Annotated in this window: 14 protein-coding genes, 1 other RNA gene and 1 pseudogene; 9 read left to right on the top strand and 7 right to left on the bottom strand. The window is 63.7% G+C overall.

Going from position 1 to position 19339, the window contains the following annotated elements; translation table 11 throughout:
- Positions 1-115: 115 nt before the first annotated feature.
- The 7 genes and pseudogenes from XBLMG947_RS14885 to XBLMG947_RS23230 form a co-directional block, all read left to right on the top strand.
- Positions 116-3094, top strand: a complete 2979-nt coding sequence (locus XBLMG947_RS14885; RefSeq protein ID WP_065469425.1) for a TonB-dependent receptor — start codon at positions 116-118, stop codon at positions 3092-3094.
- Between the two features lie 103 nt (positions 3095-3197).
- Positions 3198-4835: a glucoamylase family protein gene (locus XBLMG947_RS14880; RefSeq protein WP_065469424.1), complete on the top strand. Its 1638-nt coding sequence runs from the start codon at positions 3198-3200 to the stop codon at positions 4833-4835.
- Between the two features lie 3 nt (positions 4836-4838).
- Complete coding sequence (locus XBLMG947_RS14875) at positions 4839-6209, top strand: sugar ABC transporter substrate-binding protein (RefSeq protein ID WP_065469423.1); 1371 nt, start codon at positions 4839-4841, stop codon at positions 6207-6209.
- Entirely contained in the window at positions 6206-7090 is an 885-nt protein-coding gene (locus XBLMG947_RS14870; RefSeq protein ID WP_083993138.1) for a carbohydrate ABC transporter permease, read from the top strand. The genes XBLMG947_RS14875 and XBLMG947_RS14870 overlap by 4 nt, the downstream gene beginning before the upstream one ends.
- Positions 7087-7923 carry a carbohydrate ABC transporter permease gene (locus tag XBLMG947_RS14865; protein WP_039412596.1) on the top strand — a complete coding sequence of 279 codons (837 nt, stop codon included), beginning with the start codon at positions 7087-7089 and terminating at the stop codon, positions 7921-7923. Before XBLMG947_RS14870 ends, XBLMG947_RS14865 begins: the two co-directional genes overlap by 4 nt.
- A 26-nt stretch (positions 7924-7949) precedes the next feature.
- Positions 7950-11087 (top strand): discoidin domain-containing protein, encoded by a 3138-nt coding sequence (locus XBLMG947_RS14860; protein WP_065469421.1) that lies wholly within the window; start codon positions 7950-7952, stop codon positions 11085-11087.
- 236 nt (positions 11088-11323) lie between these two features.
- Positions 11324-11422, top strand: a pseudogene (locus XBLMG947_RS23230) (endonuclease/exonuclease/phosphatase family protein); the annotation flags it as partial.
- Positions 11423-11724: 302 nt separating this feature from the next.
- On the opposite strand, the gene XBLMG947_RS14855 reads toward XBLMG947_RS23230, so the two are convergent.
- The 7 genes from XBLMG947_RS14855 to ykgO form a co-directional block, all read right to left on the bottom strand.
- Positions 11725-12957, bottom strand: coding sequence for a TraB/GumN family protein (locus XBLMG947_RS14855; RefSeq protein ID WP_065469420.1), 1233 nt, complete (start codon positions 12955-12957; stop codon positions 11725-11727).
- Positions 12938-13477 carry a GNAT family N-acetyltransferase gene (locus XBLMG947_RS14850; protein ID WP_065469419.1) on the bottom strand — a complete coding sequence of 180 codons (540 nt, stop codon included), beginning with the start codon at positions 13475-13477 and terminating at the stop codon, positions 12938-12940. The genes XBLMG947_RS14855 and XBLMG947_RS14850 overlap by 20 nt, the downstream gene beginning before the upstream one ends.
- A 4-nt stretch (positions 13478-13481) precedes the next feature.
- Positions 13482-14366: a carbon-nitrogen hydrolase gene (locus XBLMG947_RS14845; protein ID WP_065469418.1), complete on the bottom strand. Its 885-nt coding sequence runs from the start codon at positions 14364-14366 to the stop codon at positions 13482-13484.
- 131 nt (positions 14367-14497) lie between these two features.
- A non-coding RNA gene (locus XBLMG947_RS14840) (sX9 sRNA) lies at positions 14498-14573 on the bottom strand.
- A 52-nt stretch (positions 14574-14625) separates the two neighbouring features.
- On the bottom strand, positions 14626-15669 hold the full coding sequence (locus XBLMG947_RS14835; RefSeq protein ID WP_065469417.1) for an agmatine deiminase family protein: 1044 nt from the start codon (positions 15667-15669) through the stop codon (positions 14626-14628).
- A 235-nt stretch (positions 15670-15904) separates the two neighbouring features.
- Complete coding sequence (locus tag XBLMG947_RS14830) at positions 15905-16246, bottom strand: hypothetical protein (protein WP_065469416.1); 342 nt, start codon at positions 16244-16246, stop codon at positions 15905-15907.
- A 238-nt stretch (positions 16247-16484) separates the two neighbouring features.
- On the bottom strand, positions 16485-16610 hold the full coding sequence (gene ykgO / locus XBLMG947_RS14825) for a type B 50S ribosomal protein L36 (RefSeq protein ID WP_005913193.1): 126 nt from the start codon (positions 16608-16610) through the stop codon (positions 16485-16487).
- 172 nt (positions 16611-16782) lie between these two features.
- Here ykgO and cmk point away from each other — a divergent pair, with 172 nt between their 5' ends.
- Together cmk and rpsA are read left to right on the top strand one after the other, a co-directional pair.
- A complete protein-coding gene (cmk, locus tag XBLMG947_RS14820) occupies positions 16783-17466 on the top strand; it encodes a (d)CMP kinase (protein ID WP_065469415.1) in 684 nt (227 codons plus the stop codon).
- A 183-nt stretch (positions 17467-17649) separates the two neighbouring features.
- Entirely contained in the window at positions 17650-19338 is a 1689-nt protein-coding gene (rpsA, locus tag XBLMG947_RS14815; protein ID WP_065469414.1) for a 30S ribosomal protein S1, read from the top strand.
- The last annotated feature ends 1 nt before the right edge of the window (position 19339 follow it).

Here is a 19339-nt window from a genome sequence, read left to right as displayed (position 1 = left end):
AGGCTGCCGACCCTTTTGCGGACGTTCTGTTCGCTCCCGCTGCCCGTGCAGCGGCTGTTCCTGCACCACTGTAATGCCACAACAACAATCTGTACCGATCCCTGGAGGGACGACCATGCGCCACCACCACTCCCATTTCGCCCGTCCGGCGCGCAAGCTGCTCAGCTGCGCGCTCGCCAGCTGCCTGATGCTCGGCGCCGCACCGGTCTTCGCACAAAGCACCGGTGCGACCATTCGCGGACAGGTCACCGTCGACGCCGCACCCGCCGCCCAGGCGCAGGTTACCGCCACCAATCTGGCCACCGGCCTGACCCGCACCGTGCAGGTCAGCAATGGCGGCTATTCGGTGGGCGGTTTGCCGCCGGGTTCGTATCGCATCGACGTCACCGCCAACGGTCAGACCAGCTCGCAGAACGTCACCGTCCAGGTCGGCCAGACGGCCACCCTGAATCTGGGCGTCGGCGGCGAAGCGGCCACGGCCGCGGGTGGTAACGCCACCACGCTGGACGCGGTGCAGGTCAAGGCGCCGCCGGTGCTGGTCGAGACGCGCACCTCCGAGAACGCCACCTACATTTCCAACGTGCAGATCCAGAACCTGCCGCGTGCCACGCGCAACTTCCTGGAACTGGCCGACACCGTGCCGAACGTGCAATTCACCCGCGAGGCCAACGGCACCACCAAGGTGCGATCGGGCGCCACATCGGCCGAAGGCACCAACGTCTACATCGATGGCGTCAGCCAGAAGAACTATGTGCTGACCGGCGGCGTCAGCGGCCAGGATTCCAGCCGCGGCAACCCGTTCCCGCAATCGGCGATCGGCGAATACAAGGTCATCACTTCCAACTACAAGGCCGAGTTCGACCAGGTCAGCGGCGCGGCCATCGTGGCCTCGTCCAAGTCCGGTACCAACGATTTCCACGGCAGCTTCTTCTGGGACACCAGCAACGACAGCTGGCGCGAAGAGAGCCCGCTGGAGAAGAAAGCCGGCGTGCGCGACGACTTCGAAGAAACCCAGTACGGCGCCACCTTCAGCGGCCCCATCCTCAAGGACAAGGCGCACTTCTTCATTGCCTATGAAGCCAAGGAATACACCACGCCGAACGTGGTGATCCCCGGCTCGATCTATTCCGACCGAGTCGACCAGCTGCCGGCGCAGCTGCAGCCGTTGGTGGTGACCTCCAGCACGCCGTTCAAGGAAGACCTGTACTTCGGCAAGATCGACTGGACCATCGGCGACAACAACCTGTTCGAACTGACCGGCAAGTACCGCAAGGAAGACGAGCTCAACGACGTCGGCCAGACCTCGACCTACGAGCACGGCAGCATCAACGGCCAGGAAGAAAAGCGCGCCAACCTGCGCTGGCAGTACAGCGGCGCCAACTTCCTCAACGAAGCCAACCTGAGCTACGAAAGCGCGTTCTGGAACCAGGCGCCGATCAATAACGGCAACGGCTACATCCTCAGCTACGCGCCGGTGCGCGGGAACGAGACCGACATCCTGGCGGCCGGCGCCGGCAGCAGCTTCCAGCGCAAGGGCCAAGAGGGCTGGACTTTCCAGGACGACCTCACCTTGAACAGCCTGGAATGGCATGGCGCGCATACCGTCAAGATGGGTGTGAAGTTCAAGAGCATCGATCTGGATTCGACCCAGTTCAATCCGGCCAACCCGCAGTACTACTACAACATCCTCACCGACGTGCAAACGCCGTACCGCGTGCGCTTCGGTGCGCCACTGGTGGAAGGTGGCGGCTCGGTGGTGTCCAAGAACAAGCAGTACGGCATTTACCTGCAGGACGACTGGGAGGTCAACGAGCACTGGACCCTGAATCTGGGCGTGCGCTACGACTACGAAGAAACCCCGGCGTTCCTGGATTTCGTCACCCCGTCGGATGTGGCCGGCGCGTTGCAAAACTGGCCGAACCTGCGCAACGCCAACTACACCATCAACGACTTCATCAGCACCGGCAACAACCGCAAGGCGTTCAAGAATGCCTGGCAGCCGCGTCTGGGCGCCTCGTACGACCTGTTCGGCGACCAGGCCCACGTGATCTACGGTGGTGCCGGCCGTGCGTACGACCGCAACATCTTCGATTACCTGGCACTGGAGCAGCTCAACAACTCCTTCAATTCGTATAGCTATTACTTCACCAGCCCCAACAACGGTGCTTGCCTGGGCGACCCATGCACGCCGTGGAATCCGGCCTATAACAGCCAGGAAGGGCTGAACACATTGACCGCCAACAGCACCGGCGGTGGCGGACGGGAGGTCTACCTGATCGACAACAACCTCAAGACCCCGTATTCCGACCAATTCAGCATCGGCATGCGCAACATGGTGCCGTTGTGGGGCCAGGACTGGTTTACCGACGTGACCCTGAGCCGCATCGAGAGCCATGACGGCTTTGCCTTCGTGCGCGGCAACCGCCTGCCGGACGGCTCGTTCTTCCAGCCGGGCACCACCTCCGGCGCGCCGACCGACGGCCCGGATGGCTATAGCGCCATCGTGCTGGGCACCAACGGTGTGGAGACGCGTAACAACCAGCTCGCCTTGCAGGTGGAAAAGCCCTTCGACGAAGAATCCGGCTGGGGCCTGACCGTGGCCTACACCTATTCCGATGCCAAGGAGAACCGCCAGTTCGGCGAGCACTATGCGCTGGACCGCGAACGCATCCAGGACTACGGCTGGCGTGAGGCCGGCGGCATCCCGAAGAACCGCCTGGTGGTCACCGGCATCTACGAGTTGCCGTATGAGATCAAACTGTCCGGCAAGCTGTCGCTGGCTAGCCAGACCGCGCGTTACGGCCAGAATTGTCTGGCCGGCAACGATCAGTGCGACATCATCCAGTTCAAGCCGGATGGCACGCTGGGCTACAAGGAATTCAGCATTGCCGCCAATAAAGAGTGGGATACCGGGGCAGGCGTCAAATTCAACGTGCGTGCGGATATCCTTAACGTGTTCAACTGGGTCAATTACGCCACCTTCAACGGCGATACCGGAACATTGCAGGACTTGAACACGGCTTACGGCACACCGACCGGTGTGCTTGCGTCGCCGATGCGCACCTTCCGTCTGGCCTTCGGTCTGAACTGGTGAGGTGCGCGACCGCCCTGGCTGCAACGCCAGGGCGGTCGAACTCGGCGCCTGGATAGGGTAGGTTTGCGTGCGAGATGTAATCGATTACACAGGTGGGGGGCGGATGGACAGGGGCAACACGTCGCGATGGTTGACGATTCCACTCTTGCTGGGCGCGCTGGTAGTGGCGTCGTGCAAGCAAGCCGAGGAACCCAAGGTGGCCGAAAAGAAGGCGCCGGTGAAAGTCATCCTGGTCGAGGCGCAACTGCCGCCCAAGCCGGTCAAGCCGCCGCTGCCGCCGCTGTTTTCGGACATCGAACGCCGGACCTTCCAATTTTTCTGGGACACCACCAACGAACTCAACGGATTGGCGCCTGACCGGTTTCCGTCGCGCCCGTTCGCCAGCATCGCCTCGGTGGGGTTTGCGCTGACCGCGTATCCGATCGGGATCGAAAACGGTTGGATCAGCCGCAATCAGGCGATCGACCGCACCCTGACCACACTGAAATTCTTTCGCGACGCGCCGATGGGGCCGCAGCGGACCGGTCGGGCCGGGTACAAGGGCTTCTACTACCACTTTCTGGACATGCAGCAGGGCAACCGCTACGACAGCTGGGTTGAGCTGTCGAGCGTGGACACTGCATTGCTGATGATGGGCGTGCTGTTCACCCAGTCGTACTACGACGGTGACGACCCGCGCGAAAAGGAGATCCGCCAGATCGCCGACGCGCTGTACAAGCGCGTTGACTGGCGCTGGCTGCAAGAACGTGCGCCGCTGATCTCGATGGGCTGGTTCCCCGAAAGCGGCTGCATCAATCACGACTGGATGGGCTACAACGAGGCGATGATGCTGTACATCCTCGCCTTGGGCTCGCCCACCCATGGCGTGGATCCGGACGCGTGGACCAGCTGGACGCGCACCTATAACAACGATTGGGGCGTGTACCAGGGGCAGGAATACCTCTCGTTCGGCCCGCTGTTCGGCCACCAATACAGCCATGTCTGGATCGACTTCCGCGATATCCAGGACCAGTACATGCGCGAGCGCGGCATCGATTACTTCCTCAACAGCCGCCGCGCCACGCTGGCGCAGCGCGACTACGCCATCGACAACCCGATGAAGTGGAAGGACTACGGCGAAAACGTCTGGGGCCTGACCGCCGGCGACGGCCCGCAGAACACCAGCCAGGAATACCGCGGCGAGCAGCGCCAGTTCCGCCACTACTCCTCGCGCGGCGCCGGCCTGCGCGAGAACTTCGACGACGGCACCATCGCGCCGACCGCAGCCATCTCCTCGATCGTGTTCGCCCCGGAAGTGGTGATCCCGGCCACCGAAGAAATGCACAAGCGCTACGGCGACTTCCTGTATTCCAGCTATGGCTTCCTGGATTCGTTCAACCCCAGCTTCAACTACGACATCCCGCTCAAGACCGGGCGCATGGTGCCGGACCGTGGCTGGGTCGCCAGCGACTACATCGCCATCGATCAGGGTCCGATCCTGGCGATGATCGCCAATTACCAGAACGAATTCGTCTGGAATGTGATGAAGAAGAATCCTTACATCCGCGCCGGTCTGGAACGCGCCGGCTTCACCGGCGGCTGGCTCACCCCAGAAGGCGAGCCGCAGCCGGCGCCGCAAAAAGACGAGCAGAAGGCTGCGGCGCGCGCGCTGGGCATGGCCGAGTCGCGTGCCGCCGCCGCCCAGGCCCAGCAAGACCCCTCGCAGCGCCAAAACTCCACGCAACGCCCCAAACCCGAGTAATCCGTGCGCCTTTTGAAACTGTTGATGTTGGCCGCCGCCCTGTGCGCAGGTGTGGCGGGATGCGAACGCTCCGATCCGGGCAAGACCACCGTGCGCTTCTGGGCGATGGGCAAGGAGGCCGAAGTGGTCTCCGAACTGGTGGCCGACTTCGAAAAGCAGAACCCCACCATCCATGTGGATGTGCAGAACATCCCGATGACCGCGGCACACGAAAAACTGCTGACCGCGTTCGCTGCCGATGGCCTGCCGGACGTGTGCCAGCTCGGTAACACCTGGTTGCCGGAGTTCGCGCTGCTGGACACGCTTGAGCCGATGCAACCGTATGTGGCGCACTCGACCATCGTCGATCCCAAGGACTACTTCCCCGGCGTGTGGGACACCAATCTGGTCGACGGCACGCTGTACGGGGTGCCGTGGTACGTCGACACGCGCCTGCTGTTCTATCGCAAGGACTTGCTGCGCGAGGCCGGCTACAGCGAAATGCCCAAGACCTGGGCCGAGATGGAACAGGTGATGGCGGCGATCAAGCGCAAGGTCGGCCCCGACCGTTACGCCATCCTGATGCCGCTCAACGAATTCGAACAGCAGCTGTCGTTCGCGCTGCAGCAGGACGACCGGCTGCTGCGCGACCATGACAACTACGGCAATTTCCGTGGCGCCGGTTTTCGTAAGGCGCTGGGTTTCTACGACAACATCTATCAGAAAGGCTGGGCGCCCAAGGTCTCCGAGACCCAGGTCTCCAACGTCTGGTACGAATTCTTCAACGGCTATTACGCGTTTTATCTGTCCGGCCCGTGGAACGTGCGCGAGTTCAAACTGCGCCAGCCGCCGGGCATGGAGGGCAAGTGGGGTACGGCGCCGTTGCCGGGACCCAATGGCTTGGGAGCCGGTATCGCCGGCGGCTCCAGCCTGGTGATCTTCAAGTCCTCGCAGCACAAGGACGCCAGCTGGAAGCTGATCGAATACCTGTCCGAGCCCACGGTGCAGGCGCGCTTCCACGCCATCATCGGCGACCTGCCGCCGCGTCGCAGCACCTGGAAGCTGCCGTCGCTGGCCAACGACGAACTGGCGCACGCGTTCGGCGATCAGCTGGAGCGGGTCAAGGCCACGCCCAAGGTGCTGGAGTGGGAGCGCATCGTGCAGGAAATGCGTCTGGTGACCGAGCGCGTGGTGCGCGGTGGCCAAGCGCACGAAGCCGCCGTGCAGGAACTGGATCAACGCGTGGACGAAATTTTGGCCAAGCGGCGCTGGATCTTCGAGCAGGAGGGGGGGGATGTTGGCCCGGCCGGTGAAACGTCCACGCCGGCAGCAGCGCCGGCTGCTGTGCAGGCCACTCCCCACGCTGCCGCAGCGAGCCAGGGAGCCGCACGATGATGAAGCGTAATTCCGTCGCCGGCTGGGTCTTCGCCGCGCCGTCGATCATGGTGCTGGGCATGTTCTTCGGCGTGCCGGTGTTCGCCGCGCTGGTGCTCAGCGTCACCGACTTCGATCTGTACGCGCTGGCCGACAGCAGCCACCTGCGCTTCGTCGGCCTGGGTAACTACATTGACCTGCTGCAGACGCCGCTGTTCTGGAAGTCGCTGTGGAATACCACCTACTTCGTGTTGTTGGGCGTGCCGATGTCGATCGGCGTGTCGCTCGGTGCGGCCCTGCTGCTCAATGCCAAGGCCTCGCGCTTCAAGGCGCTGTTCCGCACCGCCTTGTTCGCGCCGGTGGTGACCACGCTGGTGGCGGTAGCGGTGATCTGGCGCTATCTGTTCCACATCAAGTACGGCCTGGTGAACTTCGGCCTGGGCCAATTGGGGATTGCCCCGATCGACTGGCTGGGCGACCCGCGCTGGGCCATGCCCACCATCATGCTGTTCGCGGTGTGGAAGAACTTCGGCTACAACATGGTGATCTTCCTGGCCGGCTTGCAGGCGATCCCGCAGGACCTGTACGAAGCCGCGCGCATCGACGGCGCCTCGCGCTGGAAGCAGTTCCTGCACATCACCTTGCCGATGCTTGGGCCGGTGCTGATGGTGGTCGGGGTGATCACCATCTCCGGCTATTTCCAGCTGTTCGCCGAACCCTACGTGATGACCCGCGGCGACCCACTGCAGAGCACCGTCAGCGTGCTGTATTTCATGTTCGAAGAAGGCTTCAAGTGGTGGAACCTCGGCCGCGCGTCGGCGGTGGCTTTCCTGTTGTTCCTGATCATCCTGGCGGTGACCACCGTGATGCTGCGCTTTGGCCGCAAGAAGGACCTGATATGAGTCGTGATGTCGGCGAATCGCGCTGGAATGCCGTGCTGATCAACGGCGGCTTGCTGGTGCTGGCCTTGATCAGCCTGGCGCCGTTGCTGTGGATGCTGTCGGTGTCGTTCATGCCCACCGGCGAGGCCAGCCGGTTTCCCCCACCGATGCTGCCGTCGGCATTCACCACGGCCAACTACCACGAGCTGTTCGCGCGCACCGGCATGGCGCGCAACTTCGCCAACAGTTTGCTGGTGTCCGGACTGATCACGCTCGGTTCGTTGCTGATCAACACCATGGCCGGTTATGCGTTCGCCAAGCTGCAGTTCGTCGGCCGCGAGCGCATCTTCAAGATCCTGATGGCGGCATTGGTGATTCCGGCGCAGGTGGCGATGCTGCCGCTGTTCCTGCTGATGAAGCAGCTGCATCTGGTCAACAACATCGGCGGGGTGGTGGTGCCGGCGTTGGCCACGGTGTTTGGCATCTTTCTGGTGCGTCAGTACGCGCGCAGCATTCCCGATGAGTTGATCGAGGCCGCACGCATCGACGGCGCCAGCGAGATGCGGATCTTCTTCCAGATCGTGTTGCCCATGCTCAAGCCGGTGCTGGTCACCCTGACCATCTTCACCTTCATGGGCTCGTGGAACGATTTCATGTGGCCGCTGATCGTGCTGACCGACCAGGAGCAATACACCTTGCCGGTGGCGCTGGCGGCGCTGTCGCGCGAGCACATCATGGACGTGGAATTGATGATGGCTGGCGCAGTGGTGACGGTCATTCCGGTGCTGCTATTGTTCCTGGCGCTGCAGCGTTACTACATCCAAGGTCTTCTGCTGGGGAGTGTGAAGGGGTGAAGCCTGTGTTCCTGCGACTGTGTGCCATGGCCGCGTTCGTCACGTCTGCGGGCGCGGCGCAGGCGCAGGAGCGTGTGCTTGACGGCTTCAACGACATCGGCGCCTGGCGCCTGGTGGTGTCCAATCAGGTCAGTGGTTCGCTGCGCCCGGTAGCCACCACCTCCGGCGGACATGCGCTGTGCCTGGACTACAACTTCAACGGCGTGTCCGGCTATGTAGGCATCCGCCGTAGCTTGCCCATCGAGTACCCGGACAATTACCGGCTCGGCTTTGTGGTGCGCGGCGAGTCGCCGTCCAACGATCTGCAGCTCAAGCTGATCGATGCCAGCGGCGACAACGTGTGGTGGGTCAACCGGCCGGGCTTCAACTTCCCGAAGAACTGGACCACGTTCACCTACCGCAAGCGCAACATCGAAAAAGCCTGGGGCCCGGGTCAGGACAAGCAACTGCGCAGCAGCGCGGATGTGGAGTTCACCATCTACAACAAGGTCGGTGGCAAGGGCTCGGTGTGCTTCGACCGGCTGACGCTCACGCCGCTGCCGTCAGAAGACACCTCGCCGCTGCAGACCAAGGCCATCACCGACACCGCGCCTGCGCTGGAACAGCGGTTGGCCGACGGCAAGCCTGACACGTTCTGGCTCAGCGGCGCGGTCAAGCAACAAACGGTCACGCTGGATCTGGGCAAGGTGCGCGAATTCGGCGGCGCCGTGGTGCAGTGGGTGCCGGGTCTGCAGGCTTCGCAATATGCGGTGCGCTCTTCCAGCGACGGACGCAGCTGGCGCGATCTGCGCACCGTCACCGCCGGAGCCGGCGGCACCGATTGGCTGGCCTTGCCCGATACCGAAGCACGCTATCTGCGCTTCGATCTCAAGGACGGCCCGAACTGGCGCTACGGCATCAAGGAAGTACAACTGCAGCCACTGGCATTCGCCGCAACGCCGAATGACTTCATCAAGTCGCTGGCCGCGCAGCTGCCGCGTGGCAGCTACCCGCGCGGCTTCTCCGGCGAGCAGCCGTACTGGACCATCCTGGGGTTGGACGGTGGCACGGAACAGGGCCTGATCGGCGAAGACGGTGCGGTGGAAGTGGGCAAGGGCGGTTTCAGCATCGAGCCGTTCGTGGTCACCGGTGGCAAGGTGCTGCACTGGTCTGACGTCAGCAGCGAGCAAAGCCTGCAGGACGACTACCTGCCGATTCCCAGTGTCGACTGGCATCACGATCTGATGAACCTGCGCGTCACCGCCTTCGTGCAAGGCACCCCGGAGCAGGCGCAACTGGTTGCGCGCTACCAGCTGCAAAACACCGGCAAGGACGCGCGCGAGTTCACCCTGGCCCTGGCGGTGCGTCCGTTCCAGGTCAATCCGCCGTCGCAGTTCCTCAACACCCGGGGCGGCGTCAGCCGGATCGAACAGCTCACCGTGGATGGCGCCCAGGTCAGCGTCAACGGCAAGCCGCGCGTGTTCGCCGTGCAGCGACCGGATGCCGGCTTCGCCAGTGCCTTCGACAGCGGCATGGATGTCGGCCATCTCACTGCGGCCACGCCGCCGACGGTCACCCAGGTCAAGGACGAAACCGGCCTGGCGTCGGGCGTGCTGCTGTATCGCTGGAAGCTGGAACCGGGCCAACGGCGCGAGGTGGCGCTGGTGATTCCGCAGACCGGCACCGCGCAGTTGCCTGCCGGCTTCGATGCGGAGACCGCGCAGCAACAGGTGGCGCAGCAATGGCGCGGCAAGCTCGACCGCGTGCGCATCAGCGTGCCGGCCGAAGGCAAGCCGGTGGTCGATACCTTGCGCACGGCGCTGGCGCACATGCTGATCTCGCGCATCGGGCCGCGTCTGCAGCCGGGCACCCGTTCGTACTCGCGTAGCTGGATCCGCGACGGCGCAATGATCTCCGAAGGGCTGTTGCGGCTCGGCCGCGAAGACGCGGTGCGTGACTACGTGGACTGGTTCGCGCCGTACCAATTCGCCGACGGCATGGTGCCATGCTGCGTGGACGACCGCGGCAGCGACCCGGTGCCGGAAAACGACAGCCATGGCGAGTTGATCTACAACATCGCCGAGTACTACCGCTACACCGGCGACAAGCCCTTCCTGGAGCAGATGTGGCCGCACGTCACCGGCGCGTTCGACTACATGGAAAAACTGCGCGCCAGCGAGCGCACCGAAGACAACTTCATGCGCAATCCGGCCTTCTACGGAATGATGCCGGTGTCGATCAGCCACGAAGGTTATTCGGCCAAGCCGGTGCATTCGTACTGGGACGACTTCTGGGCGCTGCGCGGCTACAAGGACGCGGCGATGCTGGCCGGTGCGCTGGACAAGCCAGACGACGTGGCACGCTTCAGCACTGCGCGCGATGAATTCAGTGGCGACCTGGTCGCTTCGTTGGGCGCGTCCGTGCGCCAGCACAGCCTGGAGTTCCTGCCGGGTTCTGCGGAACTGGGCGACTTCGATGCGACCTCGACCACCATTGCGCTGACCCCGGGCGGCGAGCAGCAACATCTGCCGCAGGATCTGCTGCGCAACACCTTCGAGCGCTACTGGAAAGAGTTCTCCGACCGCCGCGACGGCAAGCGCGAATGGAAGGACTACACGCCCTACGAATGGCGCAACGTGGCAGCCTTCGTGCGCCTGGGGTGGCGCGACCGCGCCTGGGACGCCACTGCGTTCTTCTTCAAGGACCGCGCGCCACAACCCTGGAATCAGTGGGCCGAGGTGGTCTCGCGCACGCCGCGCACGCCGTTCTTCGTTGGTGACCTGCCGCATGCCTGGGTCGCCTCGGACTTCGTGCGCTCGGTGCTGGACATGTTCGCCTACGGCCGCGAATCCGATGCCAGCCTGGTCATCGCCGCCGGTACGCCAACGCGCTGGTTCGAAGGCAAGGGGATTGGCATTGCCGAACTGCGTACACCTTACGGGCGCCTCAACTACACCTTGCAACGCACCGATAAGCAGTTGCTGCTGCAGTTGCAGCCCGGGCTGATCCTGCCGCCGGGCGGCGTGGTGCTGCCGTGGCCCTATCAAGGTTCGCCGGGCAAGACCACGATCAATGGCGAATCGGCCGAATGGCAGAACGGCGAGTTACGTATTCAGCAGCTGCCGGCCAACGTGCAGATCGATGTGCCAAGCGCGGTGCGGCGGGCCGAGCGCGCCAAGCAATGAGTCAGGCGTGGCAGCTGACCCGGGCAGCGCCAGCACGGCGATGTAGCGAATGCCCGGTCGTGTCGCTTGCGCTGCTGCTGTCCCCCACTGGGCGGGCGGCAGGCCACGCAGGGCATCCAGCCTACGTACGTTGCCCAGGGGGTAAACCGATCAAGCCGCACAGACCGCGAAGTCATCGAGCGCAGCGTCGCGCGAGCTGACTAACCTGCACCACGACCGCGAAGACTGGCCGGCACGACGCGCCTGCGCGCATCGACCGTGTGTTCTTTCAACAGAACCGCCTGCTAGCCCGTAAAGCCGGCATCCTGTTCGACACATCTTATGCCGAAGGCCGCTAGGCATCGGATCACTATGGCGTGTGGGTACTCCTACAACTCGCGCCGGATCAGCTCGCCGCGCCACAGGCGAGTGATTGGATCGCAGGCTTTCCCCTGCCCACGAATCACGGTCTTTCCGCAGACGCCATGCTGACCATGGCTCGCCTGAGCAAGTCTGACGGGATGATTGCTCGGCGCAAGTAAGACATGACCGTGTAGGTCGCGCTCAGACACGTACAAGCGTTACCGATGGTGCAGACCGGGCCCCAAGGTGCTCCTACAAGAAATCAGCGCGTCAAACTGCGTTGATCGCCCAGCAGTCAACCATGCAGGCGGTTGAAGATCTGCACCCCGGCCAGCCACACCCCGGCCATGCTGCCGAAATTGGTCAGCAGAAATGTCAGCACCACGCGCGAGACGCGGTTGCGGTACCAGCCGCGCAGCGTCTGCGCATCGTCGCGCAGCGACAGGAAATCGCCGTACGCCGGCTTGCGCATATGCACTTCGACCAGCGCCGCGAAGGCACCGGTCGGCACGCTCAGCCGGAACGGTTTGAACGGCGCCACGACCGCAGCGGTGAGAATGCTCAACGGATGGCTGCCTGCCAGTAAGCAGCCCAGCGCCGCCATCCCGCCGGTGTACATCGCCCACTGCAGCAGCAGGTCGGCACCCATGCTCAGGCCACCGCGCCAGAACCCGATGCCGATGCCGGTGATGATGACCGCCAGGATGCCCAGCGTGATCCATGGGATGCGCTTGCGCTGCTGCACGTATTCCAGCGATTCGCGCAGCGGGCCGGGCGCAGCGGTATCCTGTTCCAGATGGCGCGCAAGTCCAGCCAGATGGCCGGCGCCGACCACCGCCAGGATCTCGCGCTGATCTGCGCTGACTTCTTCGCGCAGACGCGTGGCCATGTATTGATCGCGCTCGGCAATCACCGTCTCGTACAACTCCGGGCTCTCGCTGGCGAAATCGCCGAAACTCGCTTCGAGCATGTCGCCTTGCTTGAGCTTTTCGATTTCCTCTTCGCCCACCTCATCGGCAGCGAACAGGCCGCCAAGCAATCCGCCAGCCAGTTTCATCTTGCCGAAGAAGCCCAACCGCCCGGATGCACGCTTGAAGGTCAGGCCGACTTCTCGATCGATCAGGTGCACTGGCAGGCCCTGCGCGCGTGCCAGGTTCACCGCTTCCTTCAACTCTGCACCCGGCTCGATGCCGAGTTGCTTGGCCAGGCGACGCTGATACGCCGCCAGGGCCAGGTTCGCCGCGAACAAGGCCACGCGTCCCTTGCGGATCACCTGCACCAGATCCAGGCGGGCGAGGGCGTCGGGGTCGCTGAGCGCCTGCAGGCGCTGCGCATCCAGCTCCACTGCCACCGCGTCGTAACGCCCGCTGCCGATCGCGCGTTGTACGGCGGCCACACTGGCCAGCGACACATGCGCGGTGCCAAGCAAGGTATAACGCACGCCGTCGCGTTCGACGATGCGGTGCGGCTGGCCGGACAACGCATCGTCCAGAACGTGGGTGGTCTGCTCAGTCATGTGGGTGTTCATCACAAGGAGGGGCGGTGTCGCTGGAGCCGAGCGCGCGTTGCATCTGCACGCCGTCCAACCAGCGACCGTGTTTGCGGCCGATTCCGCTGAAGACTCCGACCGTGCGAAATCCAAAACGTTCATGCAATTTTCGCGATGCAAGATTGCCCGCATCGCCAATCACCGCAATCATCTGCCGGAATCCGCGCTGCTCACACAGCGCGATCAGCTCGCCGAGCAGGGCGTTGCCGATGCCGCGGCCTTGCATCGCCGCTGCAAGGTAAATCGAGTTCTCTACCGTCCAGCGATAGCCTGCGCGCGCGCGAAATGCGCTGGCATAGGCATAGCCTGCGACCACGCCATCGAGCTCGGCGACCAGATACGGGTAGCCCGCATCCACGATCGCGCTTACCCGCGCGCGCATCTCTTCGAGCGATGGTGCGCTGTATTCGTAGGTGTTCACCCCGGCGATCTGCTCCGCATAAATCGCGGTGATCGCCGGAATGTCCGCAGCACGGACTGCACGCAGCTCGACGGGCATGCGGTCAGTCGATATAGCGCTTGAGCAGATCGCCGTACGCATCGATACGACGGTCGCGCAGGAATGGCCAGATGCGGCGCACGTGCTCGCTGCGCTGCAGGTCGACATCGCAGATCAACACGGTCGGGTCCTGACCTGCTTCGGCAATGAACTCGCCTTGCGGCCCCAGCACATGGCTGTTGCCCCAAAACTGGATGCCCGATGCGCCCAGCGGCGAGGGCTCATGGCCAACACGGTTGCACGACAGCACCGGCACCCCGTTGGCCACCGCATGGCCGCGATGGCTGAGGATCCAGGCATCGCGCTGGCGCTCCTGCTCGGGCTGCTGGTCGTCCGGATCCCAACCGATCGCGGTGGGGTAGAGCAGCAGCTCCGCACCGGCCAGCGCCATCAGGCGCGCCGCCTCGGGATACCACTGATCCCAGCACACCAGCACGCCCAGGCGACCGACCGAGGTATCGATCGGCGTAAAGCCCAGATCGCCCGGAGTGAAATAGAACTTCTCGTAGAAGCCCGGGTCGTCGGGGATATGCATCTTGCGGTACTTGCCGAGCAGGCGGCCATCCTTTTCGAACACCACCGCCGTGTTGTGATACATGCCGGCCGCGCGGCGCTCGAACAGCGAGGCGACCAGTACCACGCCGTGCTGCTTGGCCAGGGCGCTCAGACGTTCGGTGCTGGGGCCGGGAATCGGCTCGGCCAGATCGAATTCGTCCACCGATTCGTGCTGGCAGAAATACGCGCCGTTGTGCAGTTCCTGCAGCAGCACCAGCTTGGCGCCCTGCGCGGCGGCCTCGGCCACACGCGATGCGATGACGGCCAGATTGGCCTCGGCGTCGCCGTGGTTGCGCTCCTGGATCAGCGCGACGGGAAGGAGATGACGGGTCATGGCAGCATCCAACTGAGTGACGCACTAAGGTAGCGCGCCATGGCGTAACACCGGCCTGCCGGCCGGAACAGGAGCCCGCGCGCGACATATGCGGCCGCGACGCAGGCAAGGTTTGGAGCTACTCCTGCAGCGGCTAACAACACATAGCGAGCAGTCGTCAGGTGGGCGTGGACGGCGCGCAGGAACCGGAGTGTACGAGTGCTACATGCCGATTCCGAGCACTGGCCGCGCCCGCCTGGCGGTGAGCGCAGTCGTTTTGTTAGCTGCTCCAGGCGGCGAGCAGGCCTGCCGGCAATTGCATGGTCAGGCAATGCAGGCTGCCGTTCTGCCAGATCAGCGCACGGCACGGCACCGGCACGATCTCGTGCTGCGGGAACGCCTGTGCGAGCACCGCCTGTGCGGTCGCGTCGGCGGGGTCGCCGTAGGCCGGCATCAGCACCGCACCGTTGACGATCAGGAAATTGGCATACGACGCGGCCAGCCGGCGGCCATCGTCCAGAATGGGGTCAGCCCATGGCAGCACGAACAGGCGATACGGCTGCCCGTCGGCCTTGCGCAGCGCAGCCAGTTCGGCGCCCATCGCCTGCAGTTCGGTGTAGTGCGAATCGCTGGCCACATCGCAGCCTTGGTAGACGATCGCATCCGGGCCGGCAAAGCGCGCCAGCGTATCGATATGCGCGTCGGTATCGTCGCCTTCCAGGTAGCCGTGATCCAGCCACAGCACGCGCTCCTGCGCCAGCCACGTCGCCAGATCGCGGCTGAGCGATTCGCGCGTGCGCTGCGGGTGACGCTCATGCAGGCACTTCCACGTGGTCAGCAGCGTGCCGGCGCCATCGGTTTCGATCGCACCGCCTTCCAGGGCGAAGTCGATGGTCTCTACCTGCGCCGGCACGAACACGTGCGCCGCATCCAACGAGCTCACCAGTTGATCGTCCAGGCTGGCTTCGAACTTGCCGCCCCAGCCGGTGAAACGGAAATCCATCAACCGGAAGCCGGCTTCCTGGCGCAACGTGATCGGGCCGGAATCGCGTAGCCAGGTGTCGTTGTACGCGGCGATCACGAAACGCACGCGTGTCATGTCCACCCGCGCCGAACGCAGCCGTGCTTCGGCATAGATCTGCAGGTCGTCGTCGGCCACGCAGATCACCACTGGCTCGAAGCGGGAGATCGCCGTGACCAGCGCGATGTAGGTCTCTTCCACGTCGGCCAGACGCTCGGCCCAATCGGTGCCGGCATGCGGCCAGGCGAGCAACACGGCGGATTGCGGTTCCCACTCGGCGGGAAAGCGAAGACGGTCAGTCATGCCAGGCAAATACTCATCTTGGTGTGCGGGCTATCGCTCGCACGTTCATCGATATCCCGCACGCGAATGCGGGCTCTTGCGATCCTGGCGCGCATCCGCACGCCGGGGCTTGGTACAGCGTCGCAGCAACGCATGTCCGGCTGCTGACGGACGCAGCACATGTCGCGATGCGAACTGTGACGGCCGGAGTGCAGCGAACGGCGCCAGCACGTCCGGCCGAGTTGTCATCGACGCATTACCGGATCGGCGGCTTGGGCCCGATCTCGTTGGCATCGGCCTTATTGGCCACCACGTCGATCACCTTGCTCTTTTCGAAGTACACGGTGAAGGCCGGATACACCCAGCGATGGATCGTCGGCCACTGGCGCTTCTGGCCGCCGCGCGGGGCGAGTTTTTCCTGCGGCGTGCCATAACGGCCTTCGACCTGACTCATGCTCTCGCCGCGCAAGGGCAGGGCAGCGGCAGGCTTCTGCTGTACACGGTCGACCAGCAGCGTATCGGCCGAAGCGACGGCACTGATCCCCATCAGCGCGATTGTCAGCAAGATCGGCGGCATCACAAACAAACGGTTGCGCATGTCATCTACTCCCCAGTGGACAAGATTTCAGATGGTGATTACAGCAAAAAACCGGGACGGACGCCGCTGCGATGCGACTGGTCGGGCAGCACCGCGATTGTGCGGGCCGTGCTTGCGTGCCTGGCCAGCGCCTAGCCGTGTCGGCGGCAGAGTCATGTCGCAATAACCGGCGCGAAGCAGCGGCCAAGAAAAAACCGCCCGGAGGCGGCTTTCTCGGGTCTTGCACGCGCCGAAGGCGTTAGCGCTGACGTGCCTTGAAACGCGGGTTCGACTTGCAGATCACGAAGACCTTGCCACGGCGGCGGACCACCTTGCAGTCGCGGTGACGGGTCTTCGCAGACTTCAGGGAGGACAGGACTTTCATGGCACACCTCGGCGTAAACGGTTGGATTCGATGGAAGAGTGCCCGCAATCGATGGTGCACCCGGAATTAAGCCGGCGATTCTAACCGGCTTTTTGTCGTGCTTTCAAGTGGTTGCAGCGCGATCGCCATGAGCGGCGCTACACTACCGCCTGATGACCTCCCGGAAACCTGAATGACCGACCTGTCGCCCGTCCTCACCATCGATGGCCCTTCCGGCGCCGGCAAGGGGACCGTGAGCCGGATCGTGGCCGCCCGGCTGGGCTGGCACTACCTCGATTCGGGTGCGCTGTATCGCGCCGTCGGTGTTGCAGCGAGCTGGGCCGATCTGGACGTCTCCGACGCTGCGGCGTTGGTGCGCTGCACTTTCGACACCAAGGTGGAGTTCGACGACGCTGGCGAGGCAGGGCTGCGGGTGCTGGTCAACGGGGTCGATGCCACCAGCGAACTGCGTCTGGAAACCACGGGCGCACTGGCCTCGGCCATTGCCGCCATTCCCGAGGTGCGCAGCGCCCTGAAGGAGCGCCAACGCGCATTCAGGCGAGCGCCCGGGCTGGTCGCCGACGGTCGCGACATGGGCACGGTGATCTTCCCCAATGCCGCATTCAAGGTTTTCCTGACCGCCAGCGCCGAAGAACGTGCGGGCCGTCGCCATAAACAGTTGATGGAAAAGGGTGTTTCGGTTATCTTTGACGACCTGCTGCGCGAGATCATGGCCCGAGATGCCAGAGATGCGCAGCGGGTGGTGGCGCCATTGCGGCCGGCCGAAGACGCCGTGCTGATCGATACCAGCGGAATAGGGATCGAGGATGTCGTCCAGCGTGTGGTCGGGTTGCTCGCAGATCAGACGCCGTCGTAAGCGTTCCGCAAGCGGGCCTGTCCCGCCGACCGTAAGGCGTTCCAAAGCTCCGTCGCGCATCCTGCGTGGCGGTTCTACTACTTCCCAACCGACTCGCTGTTCGGAGTCGACCAACAGGCTGGGCGGTCCGTCTCTGTCGCACCCCGACGATCGGCGCCCGTGTGTTCAACTGAGTAAATTCAAATGACAGAATCTTTTGCAGAACTGTTCGAAGCCAGTCAAGCCAATCTGGCTAAGCTGAAGCCGGGCTCGATCGTCACCGGTACCGTCGTGGAAGTCCGCGGCGATGTGGTGGTGATCAACGCTGGCCTGAAGTCCGAAGGCATCGTGCCGATCGAGCAGTTCCGTAACGACGCTGGCGAGATCGATGTGGGCGTGGGCGACCAGGTCAAGGTTGCGCTGGACTCCATCGAAAACGGCTTCGGCGAGACCGTGTTGTCGCGCGAGAAGGCCAAGCGCGCGATGGTATGGGACGAGCTGGAAGAAGCGTTGGAAAAGAACGAAACCATCACCGGCCGCATCAGCGGCAAGGTCAAGGGTGGTTTCACCGTGGACATCAAGGATGTCCGCGCGTTCCTGCCTGGTTCGCTGGTGGATGTGCGCCCGGTGCGCGACCCGGCTTACCTGGAAGGCAAGGAGCTTGAGTTCAAGCTGATCAAGCTCGATCGCAAGCGCAACAATGTCGTGGTGTCGCGTCGTGCAGTGGTTGAGAGCGAGCACTCGGAAGAGCGCGAGCAGCTGATGGACAAGCTGCAGGAAGGCGCGATCCTGAAGGGTGTCGTCAAGAACCTGACCGATTACGGCGCATTCGTGGACCTGGGCGGTATCGACGGCCTGCTGCACATCACCGACATGGCCTGGAAGCGCGTGCGCCATCCGTCCGAAGTTGTCAACGTCGGCGACGAGCTGGACGTGCGCGTGCTGAAGTTCGATCGCGAGCGTAACCGCGTCAGCCTCGGCCTGAAGCAGCTGGGCGAAGATCCGTGGGACAACATTGCCCGTCGTTACCCGGCCAACAGCCGCGTGTTCGGCAAGGTCTCCAACGTCACCGATTACGGCGCATTCGTCGAGATCGAGCCGGGCGTCGAAGGTCTGGTACACGTCTCCGAGATGGATTGGACCAACAAGAACGTCAACCCGTCCAAGGTTGTGCAGGTTGGTGACGAAGTCGAAGTGATGGTGCTGGATGTGGACGAGGAGCGTCGCCGCATCTCGTTGGGCATGAAGCAGGTTGCCGCCAATCCGTGGGAAACCTTCGCTGCGACCCACAAGAAGAACGACAAGGTGTCCGGTCAGATCAAGTCGATCACCGACTTCGGCATCTTCATCGGTCTGGACGGCGGCATCGACGGTCTGGTGCACCTGTCCGACATCAGCTGGAACACCACCGGCGAAGATGTCGTGCGCAACTACAAGAAGGGCGACACGCTCGAAGCCGTCGTGCTGGCAGTGGACCCGGAACGCGAGCGCATCAGCCTGGGCGTCAAGCAGCTGGAGCAGGACCCGTTCGGTCAGTACATGGCGTCCAACCCGAAGGGTTCGAAGGTCGAAGGCGTGGTGCGTGAAGTCGATGCCAAGGGCGCCACGATCGACCTGGCCGATGGCATCGAAGGCTACGTCGCTGCACGCGACATCGCCAACGAGCGCGTCGACGATGCGACCCAGCACCTGAAGGTCGGCGACAAGATCGAAGCCAAGTTCGTGGGCATGGACCGTAAGGGCCGCACCCTGCAGCTGTCGATCAAGGCCAAGGACGATGCCGAAATGCGCGAAACGCTGGAGGATTACCAGTCTTCCGCCGCAGCGTCGGGCGGCATGACTCAGCTGGGCGCGCTGCTGCGTGCACAGTTGAACAACAACAAGTCCGAGTAAG

This window comes from Xanthomonas bromi (assembly GCF_900092025.1).
GTDB classification, from domain to species: domain Bacteria; phylum Pseudomonadota; class Gammaproteobacteria; order Xanthomonadales; family Xanthomonadaceae; genus Xanthomonas; species Xanthomonas bromi.
Note: the sequence above shows the minus strand (reverse complement) of the source record. Positions and strands in the feature narration are given on the sequence as shown.